The organism is Halomonas sp. Cn5-12 (assembly GCF_021532545.1).
GTDB classification, from domain to species: Bacteria; Pseudomonadota; Gammaproteobacteria; order Pseudomonadales; family Halomonadaceae; genus Vreelandella; species Vreelandella aquamarina.
This window is the reverse complement of sequence record NZ_JAKGAY010000025.1, coordinates 26,639-49,892: the sequence shown is the minus strand read 5'-3', so window position 1 is coordinate 49,892 and position 23,254 is coordinate 26,639. Positions and strand designations below refer to the sequence as shown.

Sequence of the window (23,254 nt, the reverse complement as noted above, 5' to 3'; positions counted from 1 at the left end):
AGCGACGGTGCCAGCCAGCCCTTAGGTTTGGTGCGATTATTGAAGCGCGGGGCGCGGTAGCGCAGGTTGGCACTGCGGCGGCGACGCCGAAAAGCCGCTCGTTGCTGTAATGCCTTTTTGATCTGAAGGCCGCGATGGACCAGTTCAAACAGGCACAGCATATGCCGCTGCTGACTGTCCGGTTCGCGCATCAGCGCCAGCCCGGTCGTTTTGCTGCCAGGGTCGATGCCCAGGCGAAGCGGTTGCGTCTCGCCACCGACGCGATCCTTGAGCCGAATCGTGAACGGGTAACGCTTATGCACCACGGCACGACCACGCGCCAGCAGCAACCGAGCGCGTTTTTCACTGCACGGCATCAGCGGTTGCTTCTTTTTGTCCAGTACGAAAATCGCCATGCGATTTCCTCCTAATCAATGCCCTTACGGGCCTTGTGTCGCAGGGCTTGCGCCCCGTCTCCCCTCGGGAATGTCGATAACCGGCTCCTGCCTTGTGGCAGCGGTCAAGACCTTCGGCGTTTTACCTTTCGCCCGGGCGGCGTACCGCAGCATGATCTTGACCTTTCAGAGCCACGGACTGAGGAAGCATCCGTGGGTGAGTCTTGGCGACCTGTTACCAACGTAGCGGCTGTACCGCCCGCTTACCCTGGTCAACTAGGCTTGCTTTCACAAGCCTCCGGCTTCAGCCGGAGGTAATTGACAGGTTTTTCTAGTCATACTTTTCCAGCGCCACGGTGGGCAGTTTGCCCACCTCTGGGCGGGCAAAGTAATAGCCTTGCTGCACGGCAATACCCAGCGCCAACAGGCAGCGCGACTCTTCACGGGTCTCGACACCCTCCGCCACTAGCTGGGTGCCCAGGGTGCGGGCCAGTGCCACCATGCTTTTCAGAATGGCTTGGCGGCGGCTATTGCTATCGCACTCCATCACCAGTTCGCGGTCGATTTTTAGCGTATCGGGGTGAAGGTCCGTCAGTAGGTCCAAGTTCGCGTAGCCGTTGCCGAAATCATCCAGCGACGTAGTAAAGCCCATACGGCGATAGCTGTCGATAATTGAGCGCATATGGGCACGATCCACTACGCGCTCGGTTTCAGTAATTTCAAAATTGAGCCGCTCAGTTGGCCAGCCGACCCGGCGTGATGTCTCTAGCGTCGATTGAATGCAGGCTTCCGGCTCGTACACAGCATTAGGCAGAAAGTTAATCGAAAGCCGTTCAGTCATGCCCAGCTCGCTGGCAAGTTCGATTGCCTTTACCCGGCAAGCTTGATCAAAGCGGTACATTAGCTCATCGGTCACTTGACTGAGGATCGAAAAGGCCGACTCTCCGTTTATGCCACGCACTAATGCTTCGTAATAAACCACCTGCCGCTGAGTCACATCTACTATCGGTTGAAAGGCCATCGTAAACGAAAAGGGAACTGGGGTATCGCATCGGTTGCAAACGCCGTCGGCCCTGGCGCAGTGAGGTTGTGCAGTCATTTTTTCCAAGCCCTGGAAGATTCGTTTTTTTCGTATCGAATTATGTCGTCGAGGGGCGTACCACCATGACCACGCCGATAATGGCAATGACCATGCCTGCCAATCCCAGCAGCGGCAAACGTTCATCGAATAGCCACCACGCCTGAAGTGCCGTGACTGGAGGCACCAGATAAAAGAGACTCGCTACACGAGAAGCCTCCCCCTTCTTTATCAAGGCCATTAATAGCAGGATAGCGGCAATTGATAGAATCAGCACGAGCCAGCCAAGCGTTAGAATAAACGTCATACTCCACTCAACTTCCCGGCTTTCAAACAGCAGTGCGCCAAACCCTAAGAGCACACCAGCTGCTATGTACTGAATCACCGCGCCGGACAGCAAGGGCATACTGGTGCAGTAGCGCTTTTGATACAGCGTGCCGAGGGAAATACCTGCCAGCGCTGCCATCACGCTAATCAGTGCCCCTGCACCAAAACCGCTAAACAGGGTACTGCCCAGCTCCAATTTACTGCCTAATACCAAGCTAATGCCGATTAAGCCCAATAATAGGCCTAGCCACTGCTGTTTAGTGAGCCGTTCGCCTAGCAGTGGGCCAGCACAGGTGGCCGTTAATAGCGGCTGAAGGCCGACGAGCAGAGCAGCCAAGCCCGCTGGCATGCCCAAATAAATGCCGTAAAACACACCCCCTAAATAGGTGCCATGGACCAGCAAACCCGATACCGCAATGTGTTTCCATAACCTGGGTGATGAAGGCCAGGAAATACGCATCAGCCACGTCAGTGGAATCAGTAGCATTAGCGTGAGTACAAAACGGATAAATAAGAAGGTGAATGGCTCGGCGTAGGGGAGGCCAAATTTTGCGCCAATAAAGCCAGTACTCCACAACAGAACGAACAGGCCTGGCATGGCAGTCAAACCAAGAGAGGCGGCGTCCTTATCTGTTAACTTTCTGAAATTAATAGACATAATCTTCCTGAAGTAGCATGATTCGTGAGTTGGATGACTTACGCTTTGTTCTTTTTGTTACTGAGTTTTACATAAAAGATTGAACCAGCGCCCAAACGACGCGTCACACTGGGCACATTCATAACGCGTCAATGAGGTTTCTTACCATGCAACGTATGACTGCTCTGTTCTCTGCTGCACTTCTTGCGACGGGTCTGATGGCGGGCACCGCTCACGCCCAACAAGCCGACGGTCAAGCGCAAGACCCAATGGCTACTCAACAAGCCCCGACTCAGGATTTTTCTGATCAGCAGCTACAGCAGTTCGCCGATGCTTCTCAAGAAATCGCCGTGATCTCGCAAGAGTACACCCAGCGTCTGCAGGAAGCAGAAGACGAAGCCACACAACAGGAAGTTCGCGCTGAAGCTAACGACCGCATGATCGAAGTCGTCGAAGATAGCGGCTTGGATGTCGATACGTTCAATGCAATCGGTCAGTCCATTCAGCAAGATCCAGAAATGATGCAGCGCGTTCAAGAGATGGCTAACCAGCCATAAGCGCCATTTCTTAAGTGATTCATCTAAGGCTATGCCGATAGTGACAGATTTTCCTTAACGTGCGAAGTAACTGTCACGCCGCAAGCCGACCAAAGCCCAACGTACATGCGTTGGGCTTTTTTATTAGTCACCATTATTTATCACTACGTTTTCATTCCCCAAGGGTTGTCGATATTGGTTGTTCAAGACAAACTTAGCCCAGGATTGGTTGCCGGATAGCCAGCTAAAGAGACAAAGCGCCCAGCAGGAGAGCGTATGGACGTCGAGTTATTAGAAATACGCCAGCACATGGGGCAGTTTCCCCCGTTTGATGGTTTGTCGGATGAACTGCTGGACGCGATTGCCGAGCAGGTAGAGGTAAGCTACTTCAAAACGGGCAGCGATATTCTGGCGCTCAACGATACCCTCGACGAGCTTTGCTACATTCGCAGCGGCGCAGTTGAAGTCTATCGCCGCCAAGGGGAGCTTTATAACCGCCTAGGCGAGGGGGATATTTTTGGCCACTTTAGCCTGCTGCGTAACCACAAGGTGCGTTTTCCCGCCAAAGCTATTGAAGATACCTTGATTTACTTTATTCCCAATGAGGTATTTCAACGGCTATGCGAAGAGGATGATGACTTCGCTGACTTCGTCGAGTTGGAGCGTCCTCGATTAGAGACCGCCGCCGAGCAGCAGAAGAAGTCTAACGACATGATGGTGACCCGTATTCGTAAGCTGGTCACCCGTTACCCGGTGATGGTCGAATCCACCACCAGCGTACAACAGGCGGCCAAGCAGATTAGCGATGCCCAGGCCTCTGCGGTGCTGGTGATTAATGAAGGTAGCGATAACCCCCGTTACAGCTTCCAGGACAGCGAAGGCAAAACCTGGCAGATGTGCGGTATTCTGACTGACAGCGATTTCCGTACCCGCGTGGTGGCTGAAGGGTTATCGTCCAGCACGCCTATTGGCGAGGTCGTGTCGGAACGGCTAATTACCGTGCAGTCTGATGCTTCAATATATGAAGCAATGCTGACTATGCTGCGTAACAACGTGCATCACCTGCCGGTGCTTTACCGCCAGCGCCCGGTGGGGGTCGTGCACCTTTCCGATATTATTCGCTATGAAACCCAGAGCGGTCTTTATCTGGTGAGCAATATCTTCAACCAGTCCAGCGCCCAGGGGCTTGCCAAGCTAGCGCCAGACGTACGCGCCGCCTTTGTGCGGATGGTACAGGAGGGGGCCAACTCACAAATGGTGGGCAGTGCGCTTTCCACTATTGGGCGTAGCTTTACTCGACGGTTGTTAGAACTGGCAGAAGATACCCTTGGGCCGCCGCCAGTGCCTTATTGCTATATGGTCAATGGCTCCATGGCGCGTAATGAGCAGAGCATTGTCACCGACCAGGATAATGCGCTGATTCTCTCTGATGACTTCGTCCCCGAAGAGCACGACGAGTACTTCCATGCCCTGGCGGCGTTCGTCAGCGACGGCTTGGCCGCCTGTGGCTACACCTATTGCAAGGGCGATGTGATGGCGACCAATCGCCAGTGGCGACAGCCATTGCGAGTATGGAAGCGCTACTTCCAGGACTGGATGGCGAACCCAACGCCCGAGAAACTGCTGCACAGCTCGATCTTTTTTGATCTGGATAGCATCTATGGGGAAGACCTGTTCGTTGAAACGTTGCAGGATTTGATTGCCCAAACGGCTCCCAAGTCGCCGTTGTTCTTAGCCGCTATGGCACGTAATGCGCTCAACCGCACGCCGCCATTAGGCTTTTTTCGCACGTTTGTGATGGAAAAAGATGGCAAGCACAATAACTCCATCAACCTAAAGCGGCGCGGAACGGCACCGATGGTGGATTTGATTCGCGTGCATGCATTGGCCTGCGGTTCCAAAGCGCAAAACTCCTTCCAGCGCTTGGACGACATCAGCAAAACCCAGTTGCTGGCGACCGGTGTCAGCGACAAGCTGAACTATGCGTTCGAGTTTTTGTGCATGTCGCGGATACGCCATCAAATGATCGACCTGCAGGAGGAACGTGAGCCGGATAACAACATCGAGCCCGAAAACGTGGAAGATAGCGAACGCCATACCCTGAAAGACGCTTTTCAGGTGCTGAGCAATGCCCAGAAGTTTTTGAAGTTCCGCTATCCCGTTCCCACCCAACGGCAGGGGCGCTGATATGCACGGCATACGACCGCGCCAAAAAGTTACTCAGGCTGACTGGGCGAGTTATATGGAAGCCCGCGCTGAGCGAGCTCAAGATGAGATGTTGAAGCGCTTTTTCAACACGCCCATGCCTGATCCTGATACGCCCTTGTCAGAAGTGCCCATGGTGGCGCTGGATATGGAAACCACCGGACTCGATGAGCGACGCCATGCGATCGTCAGCATTGGCGTCGTGCCGTTTACGTTAGGGCGTATATCCATGGCTCAGCGCCGTTACTGGGTAGTGAAACCGCCCCGTCCGTTAGATGAGGAATCGATAGCGTATCACCACATCACGCACTCGGAGATTGCCGATGCGCCAGACTTGGATAGCGTGCTAGACGAGCTGTTGGCGGTGTTGGCCGGGCGGGTCGTAGTGGTTCACTTTCGTAATATCGAGCGACCTTTTCTCGATGCGGCGGTGAAGGCGCGCCGTGGTGAGGGGGTGTTGTTTCCCATGATCGATACCATGTCGTTGGAAGCGCGGTGGCATCGACAAACACTGTGGGCGCGCTTTCGCCGCTGGCTGGGGCGTCCGCCGGTATCGATTCGCCTCAACGCCAGCCGCGAGCGCTACGGCTTACCCGTTTACCAAGGCCACCATGCGCTCATTGATGCTCTTGCCACTGCCGAGCTTTTGCAGGCGCAAATCGCCAATCGCTATAGCCCTGAGACGCCTTTAAAAGCGCTGTGGTGTTAGCGCTCGCACCTTCTTTGCATAATAAAACGGGCAGCCCTTGGGCTGCCCGTTGACGTCTTGCCGAGTTGAAGCTGTTACTTACACTGCTTTGGGTTCGCTCATCAAGCCTTTGATGATGGCGTAGCAGGCCACCAGTAGAATGATGGTGAACGGGAACCCGGTCGACACGGCCATGGTTTGCAGGGCCGTCAAACCGCCCCCCAGCAGCAGTGCAATGGCAATCGCGCCTTCGATGATCGCCCAGAACACACGCTGCGGTTTCGGTGCATCGACCTTGCCACCTGCGGTAATGGAGTCGATGACCAGCGAGCCAGAATCCGATGAGGTCACGAAGAAGATGATGACCAGCAGAATCGCAATGAACGAGGTGATCTGCGACAGCGGCAACTGCTCCAGCATCACGAACAGCTGCAGGTCCACACCGGCGTCACGCACGGCTTCGATACCCTGGCTCACGTACTGGTCGATGGCAGTGCCACCGAAGGTCGTCATCCACAGTACCGAGACGACCGAAGGCACCAGCAGCACCGAGATCAGGAATTCACGAACGGTACGGCCACGGGAAACCCGCGCGATGAACATGCCGACGTAGGGTGACCAGGAGATCCACCACGCCCAGTAGAAGGCCGTCCAGCCTTGGCTGAAGTTCGCGTCTTCACGGCCAAACGGGTTCGACAGCGCTGGCAGATGAACCACATAGTTCACCAGGTTCTCGAAGAAACCAGTCGCAATCAGCAGCGTCGGGCCGACACCGATCACGAAGAACAGCAGCGCGGCAGCCATGGCGATGTTGATTTTCGACAGCAGCTGTACGCCCTTGTCGACACCGGCAACGATCGAGCCAGTCGCTATTATCGTGATACCGATGATGAGCAGAATCATCGTGATATCACTTTCCGGCGCGCCAAACAGATAGGTCAAGCCAGCAGCGGCCTGGGTAGCGCCCAGCCCCAGTGACGTGGCCAGACCAAACAGTGTGGCAAACACCGCCAGAATGTCGATCAAGTGGCCCGGCCAACCCCAAACGCGTTCACCCAGTAGCGGGTAGAACACCGAGCGCATGGAGAGCGGCAAGCCTTTGTTGAACGAGAATAGCGCCAATGACAGAGCCACCACGGCATAAATCGCCCACGGATGCAGACCCCAGTGGAAGATCGTTGCCGCCATGCCCAGCGCCGCTGCGCCTGCCGTATCGCCCTCAGCGCCAGCCAACGGTGCCCAGTCGCCACCCTCCAAAGAGGTGCCGAAGTGGGTCAGCGGCTCATTGACGCCAAAGAACATCAGCCCGATGCCCATACCCGCCGCAAACAGCATGGAAAACCAGCCGGTATAAGTGAAATCAGGCTTGGCGTCCGCTCCGCCGATGCGAATCTTGCCCAACGGCGATACGATCAGGCCCAGGCAAAGCAGGACGAAGATATTGGCGGCCAAAATGAAGAACCAAGCCAGATTGCCGGTCAGGAAGCCAAAAACGGCGTCGTAGATCGGCGAAATCGTATCTTGCAGTGCCAAGGTGAGTATGACGAACAGCAGTACCACGAGTGACGAAATGGTGAATACCTTGCCGTGTAGGTCAAGGTTGAAGCCCATTGCACTCGTCGTAATGTTGTCTTGGCCGATCACATAATCGGTATCGATCAGGTTAGCCGGACCATCAGGGGCGGGGATGCCTTCTGATACCGGCTCATCAGCGGGATGCTTAGAGTCAGGATTATCCACGGGAGCCTCTCCATGTCGGACAGAAACCGCCAAACGCACCTGGATGGACCAGCAGTTACCTTCTGGCCAATCACCAATGCGTTAGCAGGCGTGTATTACATCAGTAACAGTAGCAAACGTTGCTTAATCTTTGTTCAACGCGCGGGCACATTAGCACGAAAAAACGTCACATTTACAACGACGACAGAGGGCCGAAGCCCTCTGTCATTTAACGCTCGGGGCAGAGTATGACTAGCCGTTGAGCCACTGCTCGACCACGTCTTGATTCTCTTCTACCCACTGCTTGGCATTTTCGTAGGGGTCGCTGCCATCTTCTTGGTTCATCAGCATCACCTCGCCCATCTGCTCGGGCGTCCACTCGAAGGCATCCAGAATGGCGTAGGCTTCTGGCATGTCTTCTTCCAGACCGCTACGTACGACGGTATGGATCTGCTCGGCACCGCCGTAGACGTTTTCTGGGTCTTCGAGGTATTTCAGATCGAACCGAGCAAACATCCAATGCGGCGTCCAGCCAGTGACGACCACATCTTCTTCGTTTTGGATGGCGCTGGCCAAAGCAGCCGTCATGGTGGCGCCGCTGCCGCTGCGCAGGTTCAGCCCGAGGTCATAGGTATCCACGACCTCTTCGGTGAGTGCCATCAGGCCGGCACCGGGGTCAATACCGATGATCTCGCCGTTGAAGCTGTCGGCGTTGTCGTTCAGATCGGCGATGGAGTCCACGTCGGTGTACTCAGGTACGACCAAGCCGAGTTTGGTGCCATCCAGATTGGGGCCTAAGTCTTCGGTATTGTCACTGACACGCTCCATGTAGTCTGCGTGAGTGGTGGGCAGCCAGGCGGCGACGATGGCATCGGCATCACCCGTGGAGAGGGCTTGGAACATGGCCGCTGCGGACAGCGAGGTCAGTTCCACCTCGAACCCTGCCTGCTCGAGAACCGCAGCAATAACGTTAGTGGAAGCGACTTCAGAGGACCACTCGACATAGGCCAAGTTGACCGTGCCTTGATCTTGGGCGTGGGCCATGCTACCGGCAGCGAGACCTGTGCCAGCGAAGAGGGCTAATGAGGCGAGACGGATGCGGTGATTCAACGTACGAGTTTTCATTCACTTGCTCCCTGTTGTTGGGCAGTGGCGCTCGCCACTGCAGTATAAATAGTGTGTTGTGGTTTAACGTAAATTACCTTTTGGTGCTTTCAGCATGGTCAATCATCACGGAGGGATCAAATGCCATGGCCAACGCAGCGCCAAGATCGGCTATGAGCGGCGCGATTTGCGCAGCGACTGCGTCAGACGATCCAGCAGCATGGCTAGAATGACCACGGCAATCCCGGCTTCGAAGCCATCCCCTGGACGCAAACGCTGAATGGCTCGCCAGACTTCGCTACCCAAACCATCGGCGCCGATCATGGCGGCAATGACCACCATCGACAGTGCCAGCATGATGGTTTGGTTGATGCCCGCCATCACCGTGGGCAGCGACAGCGGCAACTGCACTTTGAACAGTTTTTGGCCTCGCGTGGCACCGTAGGCGTCGGCAGCTTCGATGAGTTCGGTCGGCACTTGGCGGATGCCCAGTGTGGTAAAGCGAATGGCGGGCGGCATGGAGAAGATGACCGTGGCAAAAATCGCCGACACCGAGCCAATGCCGAAAAACGGGATGGCAGGGATCAGGTACACGAACGCGGGCATGGTCTGCATGAAGTCCAGCACGGGCATGATCAGCCGGTAGAGTCGCTCGGAAAGCGCCGCGGCGATGCCTACGGGCAGCGCGATGACCACCGCCACCAGTGTGGCAATCACCACCAGCGTCAGCGTCTCGATCATGGGGTTCCAAAGCCCTAGGTTCCAGATCAAAGCCAGCCCGGCAACCGCACCAATGGCCAGGCGAGTGCTGGCGAGTTTCCAGCACAGCAGTGCAATAATCGCCAGTAGCGCCCACTCGGGCAGCCACATTAGGCCATCGTTGAGGCTGTTGATCCCCGTCTGTGTCACGCGGGAAATGCCGCGGGTAACCACCGAATATTCACTTGTCAGCCACGTCAGGCCGCTTTCGATCCAGCTACCTAAAGGAATGCGTGTTATCTCCATTACTGTTCTCCTGCTCGTGCCAGTTCATCCAGGACTGCGCCTTTCACTACAACGCCCAGCAGGCGTTGCTGCTCATCCACCACGGCAATCGGGTAACTCTTTTCGCTAAACATGGCGAAGAGGTTTTGCAGCGGCTCGTCTGGCGGCACTTTGCGGAAATCTTGAGTCAGATGGCCGGTAATGGTCTCGGCTTTTGCCTCAATGGCGCGGCTGGCAGCGTCCGCTTCCAGCAGGCCTAACAACTGACGGTCACGGTCTGTGACGTAGATGGAGTCAATGCTGTGATCCCGCATCCTATGCAGCGCTGTACGTGGGCCATCGCTGTCGCGTGCGGTGGTGCGTACCGGGCGCATGGCGCTCTCGGCGGTCAGAATGCGCGAGCGGTCCACCCCTTCAATAAAGCGGCGGACGTAGTCATCGGCGGGCTTGGTCAGAATCTCTTCTGGCGTGCCAATTTGTACGACTTCACCATCTTTCAGCAGCACGATGCGGTCGCCGATATTGAGCGCTTCATCGAGGTCGTGGGTGATGAAGACGGTGGTCTTCTGCATTTTGCTTTGCAGCTGCAGTAGCTCTTGCTGCATATCCTTACGGATCAGCGGGTCGAGGGCCGAGAACGCCTCGTCCATTAAGAGCACGCTGGCATCGTTCGCCAGGGCGCGAGCAAGCCCAACGCGTTGCTGCATACCACCTGATAGTTGATTGGGGTAGGCGTCTTCCCAGCCTTCTAAGCCCACCTGCTTCAGCGCGTTATGAGCAATCGACTGGCGCTCCGATTTTTCGACGCCGCGAATTTCCAGGCCGAACTCGGCATTCTGTTGAACTGTGCGATGGGGGAAAAGCGCGAAGTTTTGAAAGACCATCGAGAAATGACGGCGGCGGCACTCCAGCAGCGCTTTTTCACCCAACGTGGGGATGTTCTCTCCGTCGATGATGATCTCGCCTTCGGTAGTATCGATCAGGCGATTCAAACAGCGAATCAGCGTGGATTTACCCGAGCCAGACAGGCCCATGATGACTAGTAGTTCACCTTCGTAGACGTCGAAGGAGATATCGGAAAGGCCGAGGGTTTGGCCGGTTTTTTCGAGAATCTCAGGGCGTTTGAGGCCCTGGTCGCGTAACTCGAGGGCTTTTTTGGGCTGTTTGCCAAAGACCTTGCTCAAGCCGCGTACCTGAATTTTGACAGGGCGTGTCTCGTCCATCAGCGGTGCCTTTTGATTGAATGAGCAGCCTTGTGTCGTTACTCGATGCGCTTACCTGCGGCATTTACGTGCTCCCTGCAAGCAGCGACACAAAACGGTTCATAAGTAGAAGGTTGGGTTATGTTTAATGAATTATTAAAAATTATTATACATAAATGGACGGGATGTGTCACAACGCGCCCGCCAGCCAGGCCATATTACGCCACATGTGCCATTTTGAACCCCCGTCCATGACCCTGTCGTGACAGCGAACGGTGGCTGTGATTTTTCAATAAGCTATTGTTTTTTTTTAAATATAAATGTATTTTTTTAATGTTGGCATGAAGTGTGAATGTACCTTTTTAGAAAAGCTTGGCAAGTGACGCAAGCACGTTAGTCGAAAAAGGAGGCAATCTTTATGGATAAACAAGTGAGCCAATCGCGCAAGCGTCCACGTGTGCTGATACTGTGCATGTTAGCCGCAACCGTCAGCACCTTGGCCCTGGCGGGGTGTGGCAACGGCGAAGATGAAATGCCCCCGGCGCAGCAACCTGACACCATGGAGCAGGATGCGACGACCACGACGGCTCCGGCTACCGGGAACGAGCCTACCATGGCAGACGAGCTGATGAATGAAGACCCAGGCTTGGGCGAAGATCCCGCGGCGACGCAAGAGCCAATGCCGGGTGAGAATACGCAAACGGGCGCTGTCAACGATCCTGAAGAGAATCCTGGTTTCGGTGAAGGCACCGATCCCATGCCCGGTGCTAGCGAGACCACTACCGACGACGTTAACAGTACCGATGATGAAGACGACATGACTAACGGCCAATAGCCGTCAACGCTCCCTACGATGGTAAGCCGGCCCAGCTGTCTGTTCCCTGCGGCTGCTCCACACGGTTTATCATCCTTTCGCCCCCGCGCCCGCGGGGGCTTTTTTGCTTGTTTAAAGCGTATGACGGTGAGTTTGGGCGGTTGCAAGTTACCAGTCAGCCGCTAAGGTTAGGGGGAGCAGACGCTGCTTTGGCGGCTGCTAGCCCATGAACAAGGAAGGAGAATGGACATGATGTCACGATTACGCAATGCGCGTGGGACGGCGCTACTGTTGAGCGCACTGCTCATGGCGGGCGTGCTGACAGGCTGCGGTGATTCCGAAGCACCGACCACCGATTCGAAAGTACCGACCGACGAACCTCAAGAACCCATGGATACCGGCCCCATGGCGAATGATGGGCAAGCGACACGTGAGTCGACCGGCGATGGCGTGAGTGACCCGGAGTAAGCATGAAAAAGCCGGTCGGCGAGTGCGACCGGCTTGGACTTACTCCTCGCTATCTTCCAAACGCCGATAAAGAGTGCGGCGGGCGATGCCTAATACTTCGGCCGTCCGCCGTTTATTTCCCCCTGTCGCTTCCAACACTTTGCGAATATAGCGCTTTTCCACCTCTTCCAAACTTGGCCAACGGGCAGGCGCGGGTGCCGGAATTTGCGTGCCTGGCAGTACCTCCCCGCTTAGAGTGGGCGTCGTGTCGGTACTGCTCTTTTGCTGGCTGGACTGCTCGCGCAAGCGCTCGGGGAGATCCTGATGCTGCAGTACGCCCGCTTCGCTGAGCGTTACCGCGCGCATGATCGCGTTCTCCAACTCGCGCACGTTGCCGGGATAGGAGTAGTTCAATAGGCTATTGAGGGCCTCTGGCTCGATCTGTTCGATCTGTTTGCCTTGGGCTTCTGCGTGCTTATCAATCAGTGCGAACACCAAGTGTTCGATATCCGTGCCGCGCTCGCGTAGCGGTGGAATGCGCAGTGAGAATGTCTCTAAGCGGTAGAACAAGTCACTGCGAAAGTTCTCCTGCTCAATCTCTTTTTCCAAGTGGCGGTGCGTAGCGGCAATGATGCGCACATCTACTGGTTCCTCACGCTCGCCGCCCACGGGGCGAACGGTTTTCTCTTGCAGGGCGCGTAGTAGCTTGGCCTGCAGATTGATCGGCATTTCGCCAATCTCATCGAGAAACAGGCTGCCGCCCTGGGCGCTATGAAACAGTCCTTTTCTGGCCTCGTTAGCACCGGTAAAGGCACCTTTCACATGACCAAAAAACTCGCTCTCCATCAAGTCGGCGGGAATGCTGGCACAGTTAACGGGAACGAAAGGCGCTTCGTGGCGGCTACTTTCTTGATGAATCGCTCGGGCCAGCAGCTCTTTACCCGTGCCGCTTTCACCCAGGATCAAAATAGGTGCATCGCTTTTGGCTAATCGAGACGCATCGTGGAACAGTGACTGCATGGCTTGGCTTTTACCCACAATACCGTGGAAGTGACTGAGTTCCGTATCGTGGGTAAGGGACAAACGCTGTCGCTCCAGTACGCGAAATACGGCTTCGCGGATAGCATCTAAATCAAGTGGCTTAGTTAAAAAATCATCTGCGCCAAGCTTTAAGGCTTCTACCGCCTGGTCAATCGTGCCAAACGCGGTAATGACAATAATGCCTAGCTCGCTGCCACTCTGGCGTAGCTGCTGCAGCAGTTGAATGCCCGTCATGCCGGGGAGCCGTACATCGGTAATCATCATGGCCACTGGCGTGTGGCTAAGCAGGGCAATGGCCTCTTCAGCGCTGGGGACACCCAGTGTGTCATAGCCCGCGTCGTTGAGCTCTTCCTCTAATAACTCACGGATAGCGGCGTCATCTTCCACCACCAATAACGGTAAAAGGTGTTCCTGATGGGTCACAAACGTCGTCCTCAAGCGGATGCGGTTTCACTAAGGGGAAGCGTAATTTCAAAGCCAGCACCGCCAAGCGCGCTGTCAAATACGCCAATCGTCCCACCGTGGTCGTTAATAATGCGGTGCACCATCGATAGTCCCAAGCCGCTGCCCTGGCCCACCGGCTTGGTGGTGAAAAAGGGGTCGAACACTTGATGATGATGCGAAGTCGGTATGCCTGACCCGTTATCTTCGACCCATACCGTAAGCTCGTCGCTGTGCGACTGGGCGCGAACACGAATATGGCTAACGTCCGGGGCTTGGGCGGCGTTGCGTAATAAGTTGGTCAGCACCTGCACAATTTGTTGACCGTTAACTAATAAATGGGGGGGAGGGGACGGAAGATCAATATCCAGATAGATATTTCGTGGTTCCAGCTCCTCCTCGACTAGCTCGCTGGCACTAATGATAAGCTGGTTAAGGGCTTGGTGTCCTTTCTCCACGTTATGTTGTCGACCTAATTCCATCAGTTGGCGAACAATTTCGACGATTCGCTCTACCTCGCCGCGAATCCGGCCAAGCCTAGCACGCTCGTCGTCGCCAATCGTATCCCTGCGGGCCAACCGCTGGGCCTGGCCGTTGATGACTGTCAGCGGTGCGCCAATTTCGTGGGCCACCCCGGCGGCCAACACGCCAAGCTCTGCCAGCTTTTTGGATTTGCGCAGGCGTTTTTCCAGCTCGATTTCTCTCCGTTGGCGAGCATCGATATCACGATCTTTTTCGGCCATAGCGTCCAGCATGCCGTTCAAGCCCGACGCTAAACGGCGATACTCCGTCGGGCCGTCTACTGTGGCCCGTTGGCTGCGGTCGCCATCTTCCACTAGCAGCATGACGCGCAACAGACGGTTGAGCGGCCGCTCGATGTAGTGACGAAACCCCCACCAAATGCTGAACACGATGCCCGCCGCGCCAATCACGAAGACCAGCACGGCCACAATGCTGATAAACCCGGTGTAATTCTCAATGCCGGTATTGAGTCGGTTGACCTGCAGCACCCCTTGCACAGTGCCATCTTGGGTGCGTAGTGGCGTGAGAGCAGAGTAGTAGGTCCAACCTTCCTGTTGTCGGTAGCTGCTGTGCAGGTCGTCGCGCTCGATGACCTGCTGAATCTCTTCCGGTGTGAACAGATCTTTACCCAGCCCAAGGCCGTATACCTCACGGCCTTGGGTATCGAATACGTAGGCCCCGTAGATGCGGTGAAACGAAAACGCCGACTGCAGCGCCTCTTCTAGCGGCGTGGCGCTGTCTCGAGCCACCGCATAGCTCAACGACGTGCTCAGCGCGCGAGTAATGATCTCGACTTCGGTTTGCAGCTTGGAGCGAACGTTGTCTTCCAGCGATTTGATCGCCACCAGACTAAACACCACCAGGATCACGAAGAGCGGCACGATGACCGTTAAGATGATGAGGTTACGTAATCGCATCGTGCTTCCTGGTGGTGTCTCGGGAGTCGAACAAGGTTAGCGCTGTGTGGGCGTCAAGCGATAAAGGCTGCCTTGGCCGCCGTCGGTTAGCAAATACATCGCTTCATCTGGCCCTTGGCGCACATCGCGAATACGGCCGATCTCACCTTCTAAAATCAGCTCTTCACCGGCCACTTGGCCCTCTTCAAGGGTAAGGCGCAGCAGCTTTTGGCTGCCCAGACCACCCGCCAGCAGGCTTCCTTGCCAGGGCTCAAAGGCATCGCTAGTCACCTCGGCAAGACCTGAGGGGGCAAAGCGCCCATCAAAGCGATACACCGGGTCAACCATGCCAGGCTTAGATTCAACGCCTATCGGCTCGTTGGTACTATAGTCATTGCCTAAACTCACCTCCGGCCAGCCGTAGTTATTGCCAGGCACAATCTGATTCAGCTCATCACCCGTTCGCGGGCCGTGCTCGGTGGCCCAAGGTTCACCATTGCTGAGAACGGTCATGCCCTGAATATTGCGATTGCCCATGGTGTAAATTTCATCCAGTGTATCGTCGTCATCCACAAAGGGATTATCGCCAGGGGCCTCTCCGGTCTCGGTGAGCCGAAGGGTAGAGCCTGCGTGGTCATCGCTGGCCTGAGCGCGAGAAGGGTCTACGCCGCGGTCTCCGATGCTCATCAGCAGCGTGCCATCTTTGAGCCATGCCAAACGGGAGCCGTAGTGTCGGCCGGGAGAGGAGGCGCGATCCTGCTCGAAAAGGTGCTCAACGTCGCCTAACGAATCCCCTTTCCACTTAACGCGGGAGAGCGCTGAACGGCTGTTATCGCCCTCAGGCTTGCTCCAAGTAAAGTAGATCCAATCGTGCTCGCCATCGCCAAACTCAGGGTGCAGGGCCACATCGAGCAGGCCTCCCTGGCCGTTTTGGCTGACGCGGGGCATGCCTTCAAGCACTTGCGTTTGCCCGTCAGAGTCAACGAGATTTAACTCACCGCTGCGCTCGCTCACCAAGTAGCGACCATCGGGAAGAAACGCCACTGCCCAGGGGTTCGCAAAGCCATTGGCCACGCGCTCAATGGTAATAGCGAAGTGGTCGGTTTCCAGGGCATCATGAACCACCTCTGCCTGGGCAGTGCTGGCAAGCATCAGCCCCACCAGGGAAGGAGCCACCCAGCGTTTAGCCTGTAAACGTAGCGAGCGGTGTGGGGTCATCAACGGCGTAGCGTATCGAGTTGGCATCGAGTGTCCTCTGTTAGCGCTGGATCAGAGTCTAAGTCTAGCAGTGACTGCCGTAAGCGGCCGGGGGTTCCCCGGCGCTACATCAACAGTGCCAACAGTATCGGTAAATAGATCAGCGCCATGAGCGTTGAGCAGAAGACTAAACTGGCCACATAAGCGGGGTCGCGCCGGGCGCGCTGGGCAAACAGATAGTTGAATACCGCCACGGGCATGCACATTTGCACCACCAAAATGCTCTGCGCCAGCGGCGGTAAGCCAAGCCAACCAGAAATAAACCAAGCGGCAGCGGCGGCCAGAGGGATACGGATCAAGCTAAAGCCAACCCCTGAGCGTAAGTTTTCCACCTGAATACTAGCGAGCGATACACCGAGGGTGATGAGCATCAGCGGTACTGTGAACCCAGACATTAAATCAACGGTGTTGGCCATCCATAGCGGGAGCGGCGTGTCGGTCAACAGCAGGGTCATGGAAATTAAGATGGCATAAACCGTGGGGGTTTTAATCAGCGTTTTAATCGGGTTTCCGCTACTGCTGAGCACGGCTCCTAAGGTGAACTGAAACAGCGATACCGTCACCATCACCGTAATACCGTAAGCAAAACCTGCGCTGCCGAAAGCGTAAAGCACGACAGGCAGCCCCATATTACCCGTGTTGGGATACATCATCGGCGCGATCAGTACCCGCCAATCTCGACGCAGCAGTTTGGCCACGGCAAAGCTGGCTGCCCCCATGCTGATAATGACCAGCGCGGTGGCTAACATCATCTGCCCAAAGGTGCCGGCATCAATGTTGGCACCAGAGAGCGACGCCAGTACCAGCGCAGGGGTACCAATGTTGAATACCAAACGCGTAATAAAATCGACGGGGTAGGGTTGCCCAAGGCGAACCCATAAAAAACCCAGCCCGGCACCGGCCAGCACTGGTGCCATGACGGCGAAGAGTTCAGCGAGCATTAACGTTCCTTGACGATCATCGGTCGCCTATTGTGGGTAATTAGGCGGCTAACTGGCAAGGCGAATTGCTAATGGGCGTAAACGGCGTTTGCGTGGGTTTGCCACTCGTTAGGCACCTGGTCACGCAGAAAGTCTAGCAGCGCATTGACCCGGCGGGAGTGATGCCCATAGGCATACAGCAGCGTCACGGGTAAGGGGGCGGGCTCCCAGCCGGGCAGGCAGTTGACCAGATCCCCAGGGTGGTGGCGTTCGCGTTTCTCGACCACCCAGTGGGGCAGCAGGCCGATCCCTTGGCCATAGGCAATGGCATCGATGTGCAACGCCGTGAGATCTACCCGGAGCCGCGAGCGGGGCGCGTTGAACAGGTAGTCGGCGTGTTCGGGGTGATGCAGCAGCAGGCCGCTAGAGGCAGTATCCAACAAGTCGATCCAGGCATGCGCATCCAGCTCTTGGGGGTGTTGCGGTGTTCCCGCGTGGGCCAGATAGTGTGGGTTGGCGTAGAGGCCGCGGGTGAGGTGGCCCAAGCGCTCTTGATTCAGCCCACACTCATGGGTAGCGCCTAGCCAGATATGCACGCTATTGCTGTGCATTTTACTAGGCGGCGTTTCCCGGGTGTGCAAGGTCAGCTCGACCTTGGGGTAGCGGGTCAGAAACGCATCCACGACGCCCGCCATCCAGCCTCGGGCCAGCGCACCGTGTACCTCCAGCGTCACTTTACCGCTGATCTCCTCGCGAAGTTCTGCCAGCGCCTCTTGGCTGTGGGCGGCCATGGCCAGCAGCTCGGTGCAGTACTGATGAAACAGCAGGCCCGCTTCGGTGGGAATCAAACGGTTCGCCTGGCGACGCAGCAGCGGCTGGTTCAGCCGGGCTTCTAGCTGACTAATGCGCCGGCTTAACGTGGATTTAGCAAGCCCGAGCTTCTGTGCGCTGCGCGTCAGGCTGCCGGTGGTCATCACATCGGCAAAAGCGGCGAGTTCATCAAAATCGTACATAGTCGGGGCCACTGGGGGAACGAGGTCACGCCATTGTGCCACTTAATTGTTTGAATGAAAATAATTGCCATTTGTGTTCCGGTTGGTTGAACGCACCGTCCCGCCTCTTTGTGCAAAGAGTATGCAAAAATACAAATGCTAATAATTCGTATTTAACTATAAGTGCTCTTTCAATTCAAAGGAACCCGCTATGTCTTTACGTTTGCGCCGTACGCTGCTGGCCAGCGCTATCTCATCTCTCGCCTGCGGGGCAGTTGCGGCTCAAGAAACGCCTCAGCTCAACGATATCGTGGTCACCGCTTCTGGCTTTGAGCAGCAAATTAGCAGTGCGCCCGCCTCAATCAGCGTCATCTCCCGCGAAGAGCTGGAGCGTGGTCACTATCAAAACGTCACCGATGCGCTGCGGGATGTCCCCGGCGTGGTAGTGACTGGAGGCGGGGCAGGCGATAACGGCAATGACATCTCCATTCGCGGTATGCCTTCCCAATACACGCTGATTCTGGTGGATGGCCGCCCACAAAACTCCCGCGAATCACGCCCCAACGGCAGCGCAGGCTTCGAACAGGATTGGCTGCCGCCGCTGCAAGCCATCGAGCGTATCGAGGTGGTGCGCGGGCCGATGTCAACGCTATACGGCTCCGATGCCATCGGCGGGGTGATCAACGTGATTACCCGCAAGGTAGCGGATACCTGGCACGGCAATATCCAGCTCGATACCGTGCTGCAGGAAGACAGCGCCTCCGGCGACAGCCGCCAAGCCAACTTCTACCTAAGCGGGCCGCTGGTGGCGGATCGTTTAGGCCTGCAGCTGTATGGCCGCACCTCAGAACGCGACGAAGACGATATTGAAAACGGCTACGAAGAGAAGAGCTTGCAAAGCCTGACCGCACGGCTAAGCCTGGCCGCCAGCGATAACCACGACTTTACTGCAGAAGCGGGGATCACCGAGCAGGACCGCCGCTCGCTGGTTGGGCGCTCGGCGCCTGCGGAAGGGTGCCGTGGCGGCTGCACCGATAGTATTGGTGAATACACCAATAGCCATGTAGCGCTGACCCATAGCGGCCGCTTCGAGTGGGGCACCAGCGAAACCTTCGTACAGCGTGAGCGCAGCGAAAACCAATCGCGGGATATCGAGATTACCAACACCACCGCGAAAACCAGCGCAGTGATTCCCTTGGGTATGCACATGCTCACCGTCGGCGCGAGCTGGGAAGAGGAGTCGCTGGAGGATGGCACCACCAACCAAATCTCCGACCGTACGGCGGTTGAAAACAGCCAGTGGGCGCTGTTTATGGAAGATGAGTGGATGCTGACAGACGCCTGGGCACTGACAGGCGGGTTGCGCTTGGACGATGACGACAACTACGGCAGCCATCTGAGCCCGCGCCTTTACAGCGTATGGAAGATGACGCCGGAATGGACGCTGAAAGGCGGCGTATCCACCGGCTACCGTTCCCCCAACCTGCGGGAAATTACCCCGGACTGGGGGCAGATCAGCCGTGGCGGTAATGTTTATGGCAACCCTGACCTTGAGCCGGAAACCTCGCTCAATAAAGAGATTGCCCTGCTGTACGGCAGCGACGCAGGCCTGAACGGCAGCCTGACGCTGTTCCATAACGATTTCGAGGACAAAATCACCCGTATCGCCTGCCCGATCAATATTTGCAATGCAGGCCCGAACCAGTTCGGCAGTGACCCCACGTACCGGGTCAATATCGACGATGCAGTGACGCAAGGGGTCGAGGCCAGTCTGAGCGCACCGTTGAGCGATACGCTGGCGCTTACCGCCAGCTACACCTTCACCGATTCCGAACAGAAAAGCGGTGAGTACGCCGGCGAGCCGCTGACCCAGCTGCCCCGCCACCAAGTGTCGGCCACGCTAGATTGGGATGTGAACGCACGGCTTAGTCAGTGGACCAAAGTGAGCTACCGGGGCGAGGAGAGCCAGCCCACCACCGGGCCGTCGCAAAGCTCGATTGTCGCACCGTCTTACACCTTTGTGGATGCGGGTATTGGCTATCAGCTCAACGATAGCACCACGGTGAACGCCGGAATCTACAACCTGTTTGATGAGCGCATCACCTACGACGAATACGGCTATGTGGATGACGGCCGCCGGGTGTGGCTTGGCCTGAACGTTGCTTTCTAAAAACGTTGCTTTCTAAACATACTGTTATTAGGCGATAGACGCGGCCACCGATGGGTGGCCGCGTTTTTTGTGCCCGCGACCAGCCCCGCCACCGGCGAGGAGAGCAGCGCATCCTCCAGGGAGTTCGCCGTGCCGACCAGGTTAATCTCTTGATAAATCGGCTCCCGGTTGACGCTGGCCAGTTCCACCCATGGGGCCGATTGGGCCAGGGCATCGCCAGCAACGAGTGAAAAGCCAGTAGCAGCACTAAGCGAGCTAAGGGAGGCGGGCGGGCAAGTAAAGGCACCGTCATAACAGGTCGTATCCTCACTTAGGTGAAGGGCGGTCAAGGTGTAGGCGAGCAAGTCACGTTCCTTGCCCATACTACCCAAGCGCATGCGTTGACATAGATTAAAACCATGAATGATCGCCATAGAGGAAAGCTACTGTAGTGGCGCTTCACGCAAAGCACGTCACAAACAGCACGTCATAAAAAAGCCCCGGCGCTTAGCCAGGGCAGTAAGTGAGCATGGAAACAGTAAGCAGAAACTACATGGGCGTCTGTTTAGAACTCATAGCGAGCAGAGAGCCACAAGCGGCGACCCTCTTCGCTGTTGGCGTAAACGTTGCCGAAGCTGGTGCCATCGCCGTAGGCGCGGTAGTCGACAAAGTCTTTGTCAAATAGGTTGTAGAGGGTGGCGCTGACGTTAAATTGGTCGGTAAACGCGTAACTGCCGCCTAGGTGAAACAGCGAGTAGGCTTTGAAATCCCCCAGGTCAGCGAAGGAGGGCGCGCCCCTAACACGTTCACGGTTGCGATAACGCTCGCTGCGGTACTCGGCAGAGAGCCAAGTATCTAGCTTCGGTGTCGCCTGCCAACGCAGCGTGGCGTTCAGTGCGTGTTCGGGCGTATCGGTCAGCGGTTCGCCACGATTATTGCCGCTTTTCTGCTCGCTATCGGTGTAGGTGTAATTAGCGGATAAGCGCCAATCGGGGGTGAATTGATAGCTGGTGGAGAGCTCGACCCCCTGAGTCACCGCTTCATCGATATTCACGTCCTGGCTATACACGCCATCCGGGATAAGCGGGTCGTTTTCAATCAGGATATCGTTGCCGCTGGCAATTTTATCGTCGAACTGGTTGTAGAACAGCGTCGCGCTGGCGGTAAAGCCTGTTTGGCTATCGTAGTGCGCGCCGATTTCGCTGCTGGTGCTGGTTTCCGGCTCAAGGTCCGGGTTGCCGATCGTCAGGATCGTGCCTTGGCCGGTCACCCCGTTAATACCCGAGTGAAGGTCATTCAGGGTCGGGGTCTTGTAGCCACGGCTCACACCGCCTTTTAGCGTCCAGTTCGGCGTGGTGTTCCAGACTAAATAGCTACGGGGGCTGAACTGGCTGCCAAACGCATCGTGATGGTCGTAGCGGCCGCCCAGCGTCAGCGCGAGATCATCACGCAGCATCCACTCGTCTTCCGCAAAGAGCGACCAGGTGGTTTGCTCGAAAGTCTCATTGGCCAAGCCATCATCCAACTCAGCATCCCACCACTGTAGGCCAACGGTGGTCATGTGGTTACCCAGCGGCATAATAAACTTGCTATCCAGTACCGTATTGGTGGTTTCCAGCTTACGCGGGGCACCGCCAATAATGCTGGGGAAGCCCTCATAGGCAACACCCTCTTCACCGGGAATCGTACGGCCAGTGGTTTCCGTGGTGTTACGCATTAGGCTCGATTCCAGCGTGCCTGTGGCAAAGCGTCCAGTATGGCCGATAGCCACCTGTTCCCGCTCAAAACGCAGCTCGTCGGCATAGCCGTTTGCCACGCCAGGGTTGGGCGCACAGCTGCGGGTACGGCCGTCCAACGTGCCGAGTTGGCACTCGTCGTTGTTGTAGCGCTGGCGGTTCACTTCCCCGTCCAGCCAAAGGTCGTGGCTGTCGTTAGGCGTCCAGGTTAGTTTGCCGCCCAGGTTGTACACATCGCCCTCTACCGGGCTAGGGCCACGCTGGCTCACCTCAACCGGGTTGCCGTTAGCGTCGGTGTAGACAAGCTCTGATGCGTCACGCTCATACAAACGCCCGCGCAGTTGAACGCCCAGCGTGTCCTCTACCAGCGGGCCGCTGGTGTAGAGGTTAATTTCACGGCGGTCGCCAAAGTCACGATCTTCATTAAAGGTACTCTCGATGCCGACCGAGCCAACCCATTCGCGGTCTACTCGGCGGGTAATAATGTTGATCACGCCGCCCATGGCATCTGAACCGTATAGGGTGGACATCGGCCCGCGAATCACCTCAATACGCTCAATGCTGGAAACCGGCGGGAAGAAGCTAGTCGAGGTTTCGCCAAAACCGTTAGGCGTGACGCTTCCAGCCGCATTTTGGCGGCGGCCATCAATCAGGATTAGCGTGTAGTCGCTGGGCATACCGCGAATGCTGATATTGCTGCCGCCGGTTTTGCCCACCGAACCGCCGACATCTACCCCTTCTACATTACGCAGTGCATCAGCCACGCTGGTAATGCGTTCGCGCTGAAGCTCTTCTCTGGAAATAACCGAGATACTCGCCGGAGCATCCACCATTGCCTGCTCAAACCCACTGGCAGAGACAACAATGTTATCCAGTTGCGCTGATTCTTGCGCATTAGCCACCGAGGCAGTAACGCTAAGCGCGATGGCACTGGCGAGGGCGGTGCGAGTAAAGCGTGGCATGGCGATCCCCTGATATGAGTCTTGTTTGCTAATGAAACTGATTATCAAATGAGTTGCGGATTCTAAGAAGAAAAGTTCCCACTTGCGAGATGGTTTGATCGAACATAGTGTTGCTATTAATGGAACAGTGACGGGTAGGGAGCGCTTGCCTATAAAAGTTTGCTAGACCGCTAACTAATATGGGCAGCCTAACGTTGCAGTAACTGCAACACCGCATTCGATG

At 56.3% G+C, this 23,254-nt stretch carries 20 protein-coding genes; 6 read left to right on the top strand and 14 right to left on the bottom strand.

Translation table 11 applies throughout. The features are described 5' to 3' along the window. From iscB to L1249_RS13150, 3 genes are all read right to left on the bottom strand, one after another. A partial coding sequence (gene iscB / locus L1249_RS13160; RefSeq protein ID WP_235253627.1) for an RNA-guided endonuclease IscB occupies positions 1-395 on the bottom strand: 395 nt, incomplete at its 3' end. A 310-nt stretch (positions 396-705) separates the two neighbouring features. Beyond that, entirely contained in the window at positions 706-1,473 is a 768-nt protein-coding gene (locus tag L1249_RS13155) for an EAL domain-containing protein (RefSeq protein WP_442908438.1), read from the bottom strand. 40 nt (positions 1,474-1,513) lie between these two features. Then, the gene (locus tag L1249_RS13150) at positions 1,514-2,437 is read right to left on the bottom strand and encodes a DMT family transporter (RefSeq protein ID WP_235253626.1); all 924 of its coding nucleotides are present in this window, start codon (positions 2,435-2,437) and stop codon (positions 1,514-1,516) included. Between the two features lie 146 nt (positions 2,438-2,583). On the opposite strand from L1249_RS13150, the gene L1249_RS13145 reads away from it, so the two are divergent. The 3 genes from L1249_RS13145 to L1249_RS13135 all read left to right on the top strand — a co-directional run bounded on the left by L1249_RS13145 (position 2,584) and on the right by L1249_RS13135 (position 5,866). Beyond that, positions 2,584-2,973, top strand: a complete 390-nt coding sequence (locus L1249_RS13145) for a DUF4168 domain-containing protein (RefSeq protein WP_044630697.1) — start codon at positions 2,584-2,586, stop codon at positions 2,971-2,973. Positions 2,974-3,228: 255 nt separating this feature from the next. Further along, entirely contained in the window at positions 3,229-5,139 is a 1,911-nt protein-coding gene (locus L1249_RS13140) for a DUF294 nucleotidyltransferase-like domain-containing protein (RefSeq protein ID WP_228168292.1), read from the top strand. A gap of 1 nt (position 5,140) precedes the next feature. Then, on the top strand, positions 5,141-5,866 hold the full coding sequence (locus L1249_RS13135) for a 3'-5' exonuclease (protein ID WP_058577508.1): 726 nt from the start codon (positions 5,141-5,143) through the stop codon (positions 5,864-5,866). Positions 5,867-5,944: 78 nt separating this feature from the next. Here the strand turns inward: L1249_RS13135 and L1249_RS13130 are convergent, their stop codons facing one another. The 4 genes from L1249_RS13130 to L1249_RS13115 all read right to left on the bottom strand — a co-directional run bounded on the left by L1249_RS13130 (position 5,945) and on the right by L1249_RS13115 (position 10,875). Continuing rightward, a complete protein-coding gene (locus L1249_RS13130; protein ID WP_089675984.1) occupies positions 5,945-7,585 on the bottom strand; it encodes a BCCT family transporter in 1,641 nt (546 codons plus the stop codon). 231 nt (positions 7,586-7,816) lie between these two features. Next, positions 7,817-8,689: a glycine betaine ABC transporter substrate-binding protein gene (locus tag L1249_RS13125; RefSeq protein WP_044630701.1), complete on the bottom strand. Its 873-nt coding sequence runs from the start codon at positions 8,687-8,689 to the stop codon at positions 7,817-7,819. A 150-nt stretch (positions 8,690-8,839) separates the two neighbouring features. Beyond that, entirely contained in the window at positions 8,840-9,673 is an 834-nt protein-coding gene (locus tag L1249_RS13120; RefSeq protein WP_062362947.1) for an ABC transporter permease, read from the bottom strand. Next, a complete protein-coding gene (locus L1249_RS13115) occupies positions 9,673-10,875 on the bottom strand; it encodes a quaternary amine ABC transporter ATP-binding protein (RefSeq protein ID WP_213262113.1) in 1,203 nt (400 codons plus the stop codon). The genes L1249_RS13120 and L1249_RS13115 overlap by 1 nt, the downstream gene beginning before the upstream one ends. Positions 10,876-11,272: 397 nt before the next feature. Here L1249_RS13115 and L1249_RS13110 point away from each other — a divergent pair, with 397 nt between their 5' ends. Together L1249_RS13110 and L1249_RS13105 are read left to right on the top strand one after the other, a co-directional pair. Beyond that, positions 11,273-11,689: a hypothetical protein gene (locus L1249_RS13110; RefSeq protein ID WP_137093535.1), complete on the top strand. Its 417-nt coding sequence runs from the start codon at positions 11,273-11,275 to the stop codon at positions 11,687-11,689. A gap of 228 nt (positions 11,690-11,917) precedes the next feature. Beyond that, positions 11,918-12,136, top strand: coding sequence for a hypothetical protein (locus tag L1249_RS13105; RefSeq protein WP_137093533.1), 219 nt, complete (start codon positions 11,918-11,920; stop codon positions 12,134-12,136). A 39-nt stretch (positions 12,137-12,175) separates the two neighbouring features. On the opposite strand, the gene L1249_RS13100 is transcribed toward L1249_RS13105, so the two are convergent. From L1249_RS13100 to L1249_RS13080, 5 genes are all read right to left on the bottom strand, one after another. Continuing rightward, on the bottom strand, positions 12,176-13,579 hold the full coding sequence (locus L1249_RS13100; protein ID WP_228168288.1) for a sigma-54-dependent transcriptional regulator: 1,404 nt from the start codon (positions 13,577-13,579) through the stop codon (positions 12,176-12,178). Between the two features lie 11 nt (positions 13,580-13,590). Then, positions 13,591-15,036 carry a sensor histidine kinase gene (locus tag L1249_RS13095; protein WP_058577514.1) on the bottom strand — a complete coding sequence of 482 codons (1,446 nt, stop codon included), beginning with the start codon at positions 15,034-15,036 and terminating at the stop codon, positions 13,591-13,593. Between the two features lie 36 nt (positions 15,037-15,072). Further along, positions 15,073-16,233: a PQQ-dependent sugar dehydrogenase gene (locus L1249_RS13090; RefSeq protein ID WP_228168369.1), complete on the bottom strand. Its 1,161-nt coding sequence runs from the start codon at positions 16,231-16,233 to the stop codon at positions 15,073-15,075. A 104-nt stretch (positions 16,234-16,337) separates the two neighbouring features. After that, positions 16,338-17,213 carry an AEC family transporter gene (locus L1249_RS13085; protein WP_089675981.1) on the bottom strand — a complete coding sequence of 292 codons (876 nt, stop codon included), beginning with the start codon at positions 17,211-17,213 and terminating at the stop codon, positions 16,338-16,340. A gap of 68 nt (positions 17,214-17,281) precedes the next feature. Continuing rightward, entirely contained in the window at positions 17,282-18,205 is a 924-nt protein-coding gene (locus L1249_RS13080; protein ID WP_172416437.1) for a LysR family transcriptional regulator, read from the bottom strand. A 190-nt stretch (positions 18,206-18,395) separates the two neighbouring features. Between L1249_RS13080 and L1249_RS13075 the strand changes: the two genes are divergently transcribed. Further along, a complete protein-coding gene (locus L1249_RS13075; RefSeq protein WP_172416436.1) occupies positions 18,396-20,354 on the top strand; it encodes a ligand-gated channel protein in 1,959 nt (652 codons plus the stop codon). On the opposite strand, the gene L1249_RS13070 is transcribed toward L1249_RS13075, so the two are convergent. After that, positions 20,351-20,698 (bottom strand): hypothetical protein, encoded by a 348-nt coding sequence (locus L1249_RS13070; RefSeq protein WP_197931356.1) that lies wholly within the window; start codon positions 20,696-20,698, stop codon positions 20,351-20,353. The genes L1249_RS13075 and L1249_RS13070 overlap by 4 nt on opposite strands. Positions 20,699-20,898: 200 nt before the next feature. Further along, positions 20,899-23,031, bottom strand: coding sequence for a TonB-dependent receptor domain-containing protein (locus tag L1249_RS13065; protein WP_172416435.1), 2,133 nt, complete (start codon positions 23,029-23,031; stop codon positions 20,899-20,901). Between the last annotated feature and the right edge of the window lie 223 nt (positions 23,032-23,254).

Bases quoted from the DNA above. Each gene is read 5' to 3' on its own strand.
- L1249_RS13155 (WP_442908438.1), bottom strand. From the start codon at position 1,473: ATGACTGCACAACCTCACTGCGCCAGGGCCGACGGCGTTTGCAACCGA.
- L1249_RS13150 (WP_235253626.1), bottom strand. From the start codon at position 2,437: ATGTCTATTAATTTCAGAAAGTTAACAGATAAGGACGCCGCCTCTCTT.
- L1249_RS13145 (WP_044630697.1), top strand. From the start codon at position 2,584: ATGCAACGTATGACTGCTCTGTTCTCTGCTGCACTTCTTGCGACGGGT.
- L1249_RS13140 (WP_228168292.1), top strand. From the start codon at position 3,229: ATGGACGTCGAGTTATTAGAAATACGCCAGCACATGGGGCAGTTTCCC.
- L1249_RS13135 (WP_058577508.1), top strand. From the start codon at position 5,141: ATGCACGGCATACGACCGCGCCAAAAAGTTACTCAGGCTGACTGGGCG.
- L1249_RS13125 (WP_044630701.1), bottom strand. From the start codon at position 8,689: ATGAAAACTCGTACGTTGAATCACCGCATCCGTCTCGCCTCATTAGCC.
- L1249_RS13120 (WP_062362947.1), bottom strand. From the start codon at position 9,673: ATGGAGATAACACGCATTCCTTTAGGTAGCTGGATCGAAAGCGGCCTG.
- L1249_RS13115 (WP_213262113.1), bottom strand. From the start codon at position 10,875: ATGGACGAGACACGCCCTGTCAAAATTCAGGTACGCGGCTTGAGCAAG.
- L1249_RS13110 (WP_137093535.1), top strand. From the start codon at position 11,273: ATGGATAAACAAGTGAGCCAATCGCGCAAGCGTCCACGTGTGCTGATA.
- L1249_RS13105 (WP_137093533.1), top strand. From the start codon at position 11,918: ATGATGTCACGATTACGCAATGCGCGTGGGACGGCGCTACTGTTGAGC.
- L1249_RS13095 (WP_058577514.1), bottom strand. From the start codon at position 15,036: ATGCGATTACGTAACCTCATCATCTTAACGGTCATCGTGCCGCTCTTC.
- L1249_RS13090 (WP_228168369.1), bottom strand. From the start codon at position 16,233: ATGACCCCACACCGCTCGCTACGTTTACAGGCTAAACGCTGGGTGGCT.
- L1249_RS13085 (WP_089675981.1), bottom strand. From the start codon at position 17,213: ATGCTCGCTGAACTCTTCGCCGTCATGGCACCAGTGCTGGCCGGTGCC.
- L1249_RS13080 (WP_172416437.1), bottom strand. From the start codon at position 18,205: ATGTACGATTTTGATGAACTCGCCGCTTTTGCCGATGTGATGACCACC.
- L1249_RS13075 (WP_172416436.1), top strand. From the start codon at position 18,396: ATGTCTTTACGTTTGCGCCGTACGCTGCTGGCCAGCGCTATCTCATCT.
- L1249_RS13065 (WP_172416435.1), bottom strand. From the start codon at position 23,031: ATGCCACGCTTTACTCGCACCGCCCTCGCCAGTGCCATCGCGCTTAGC.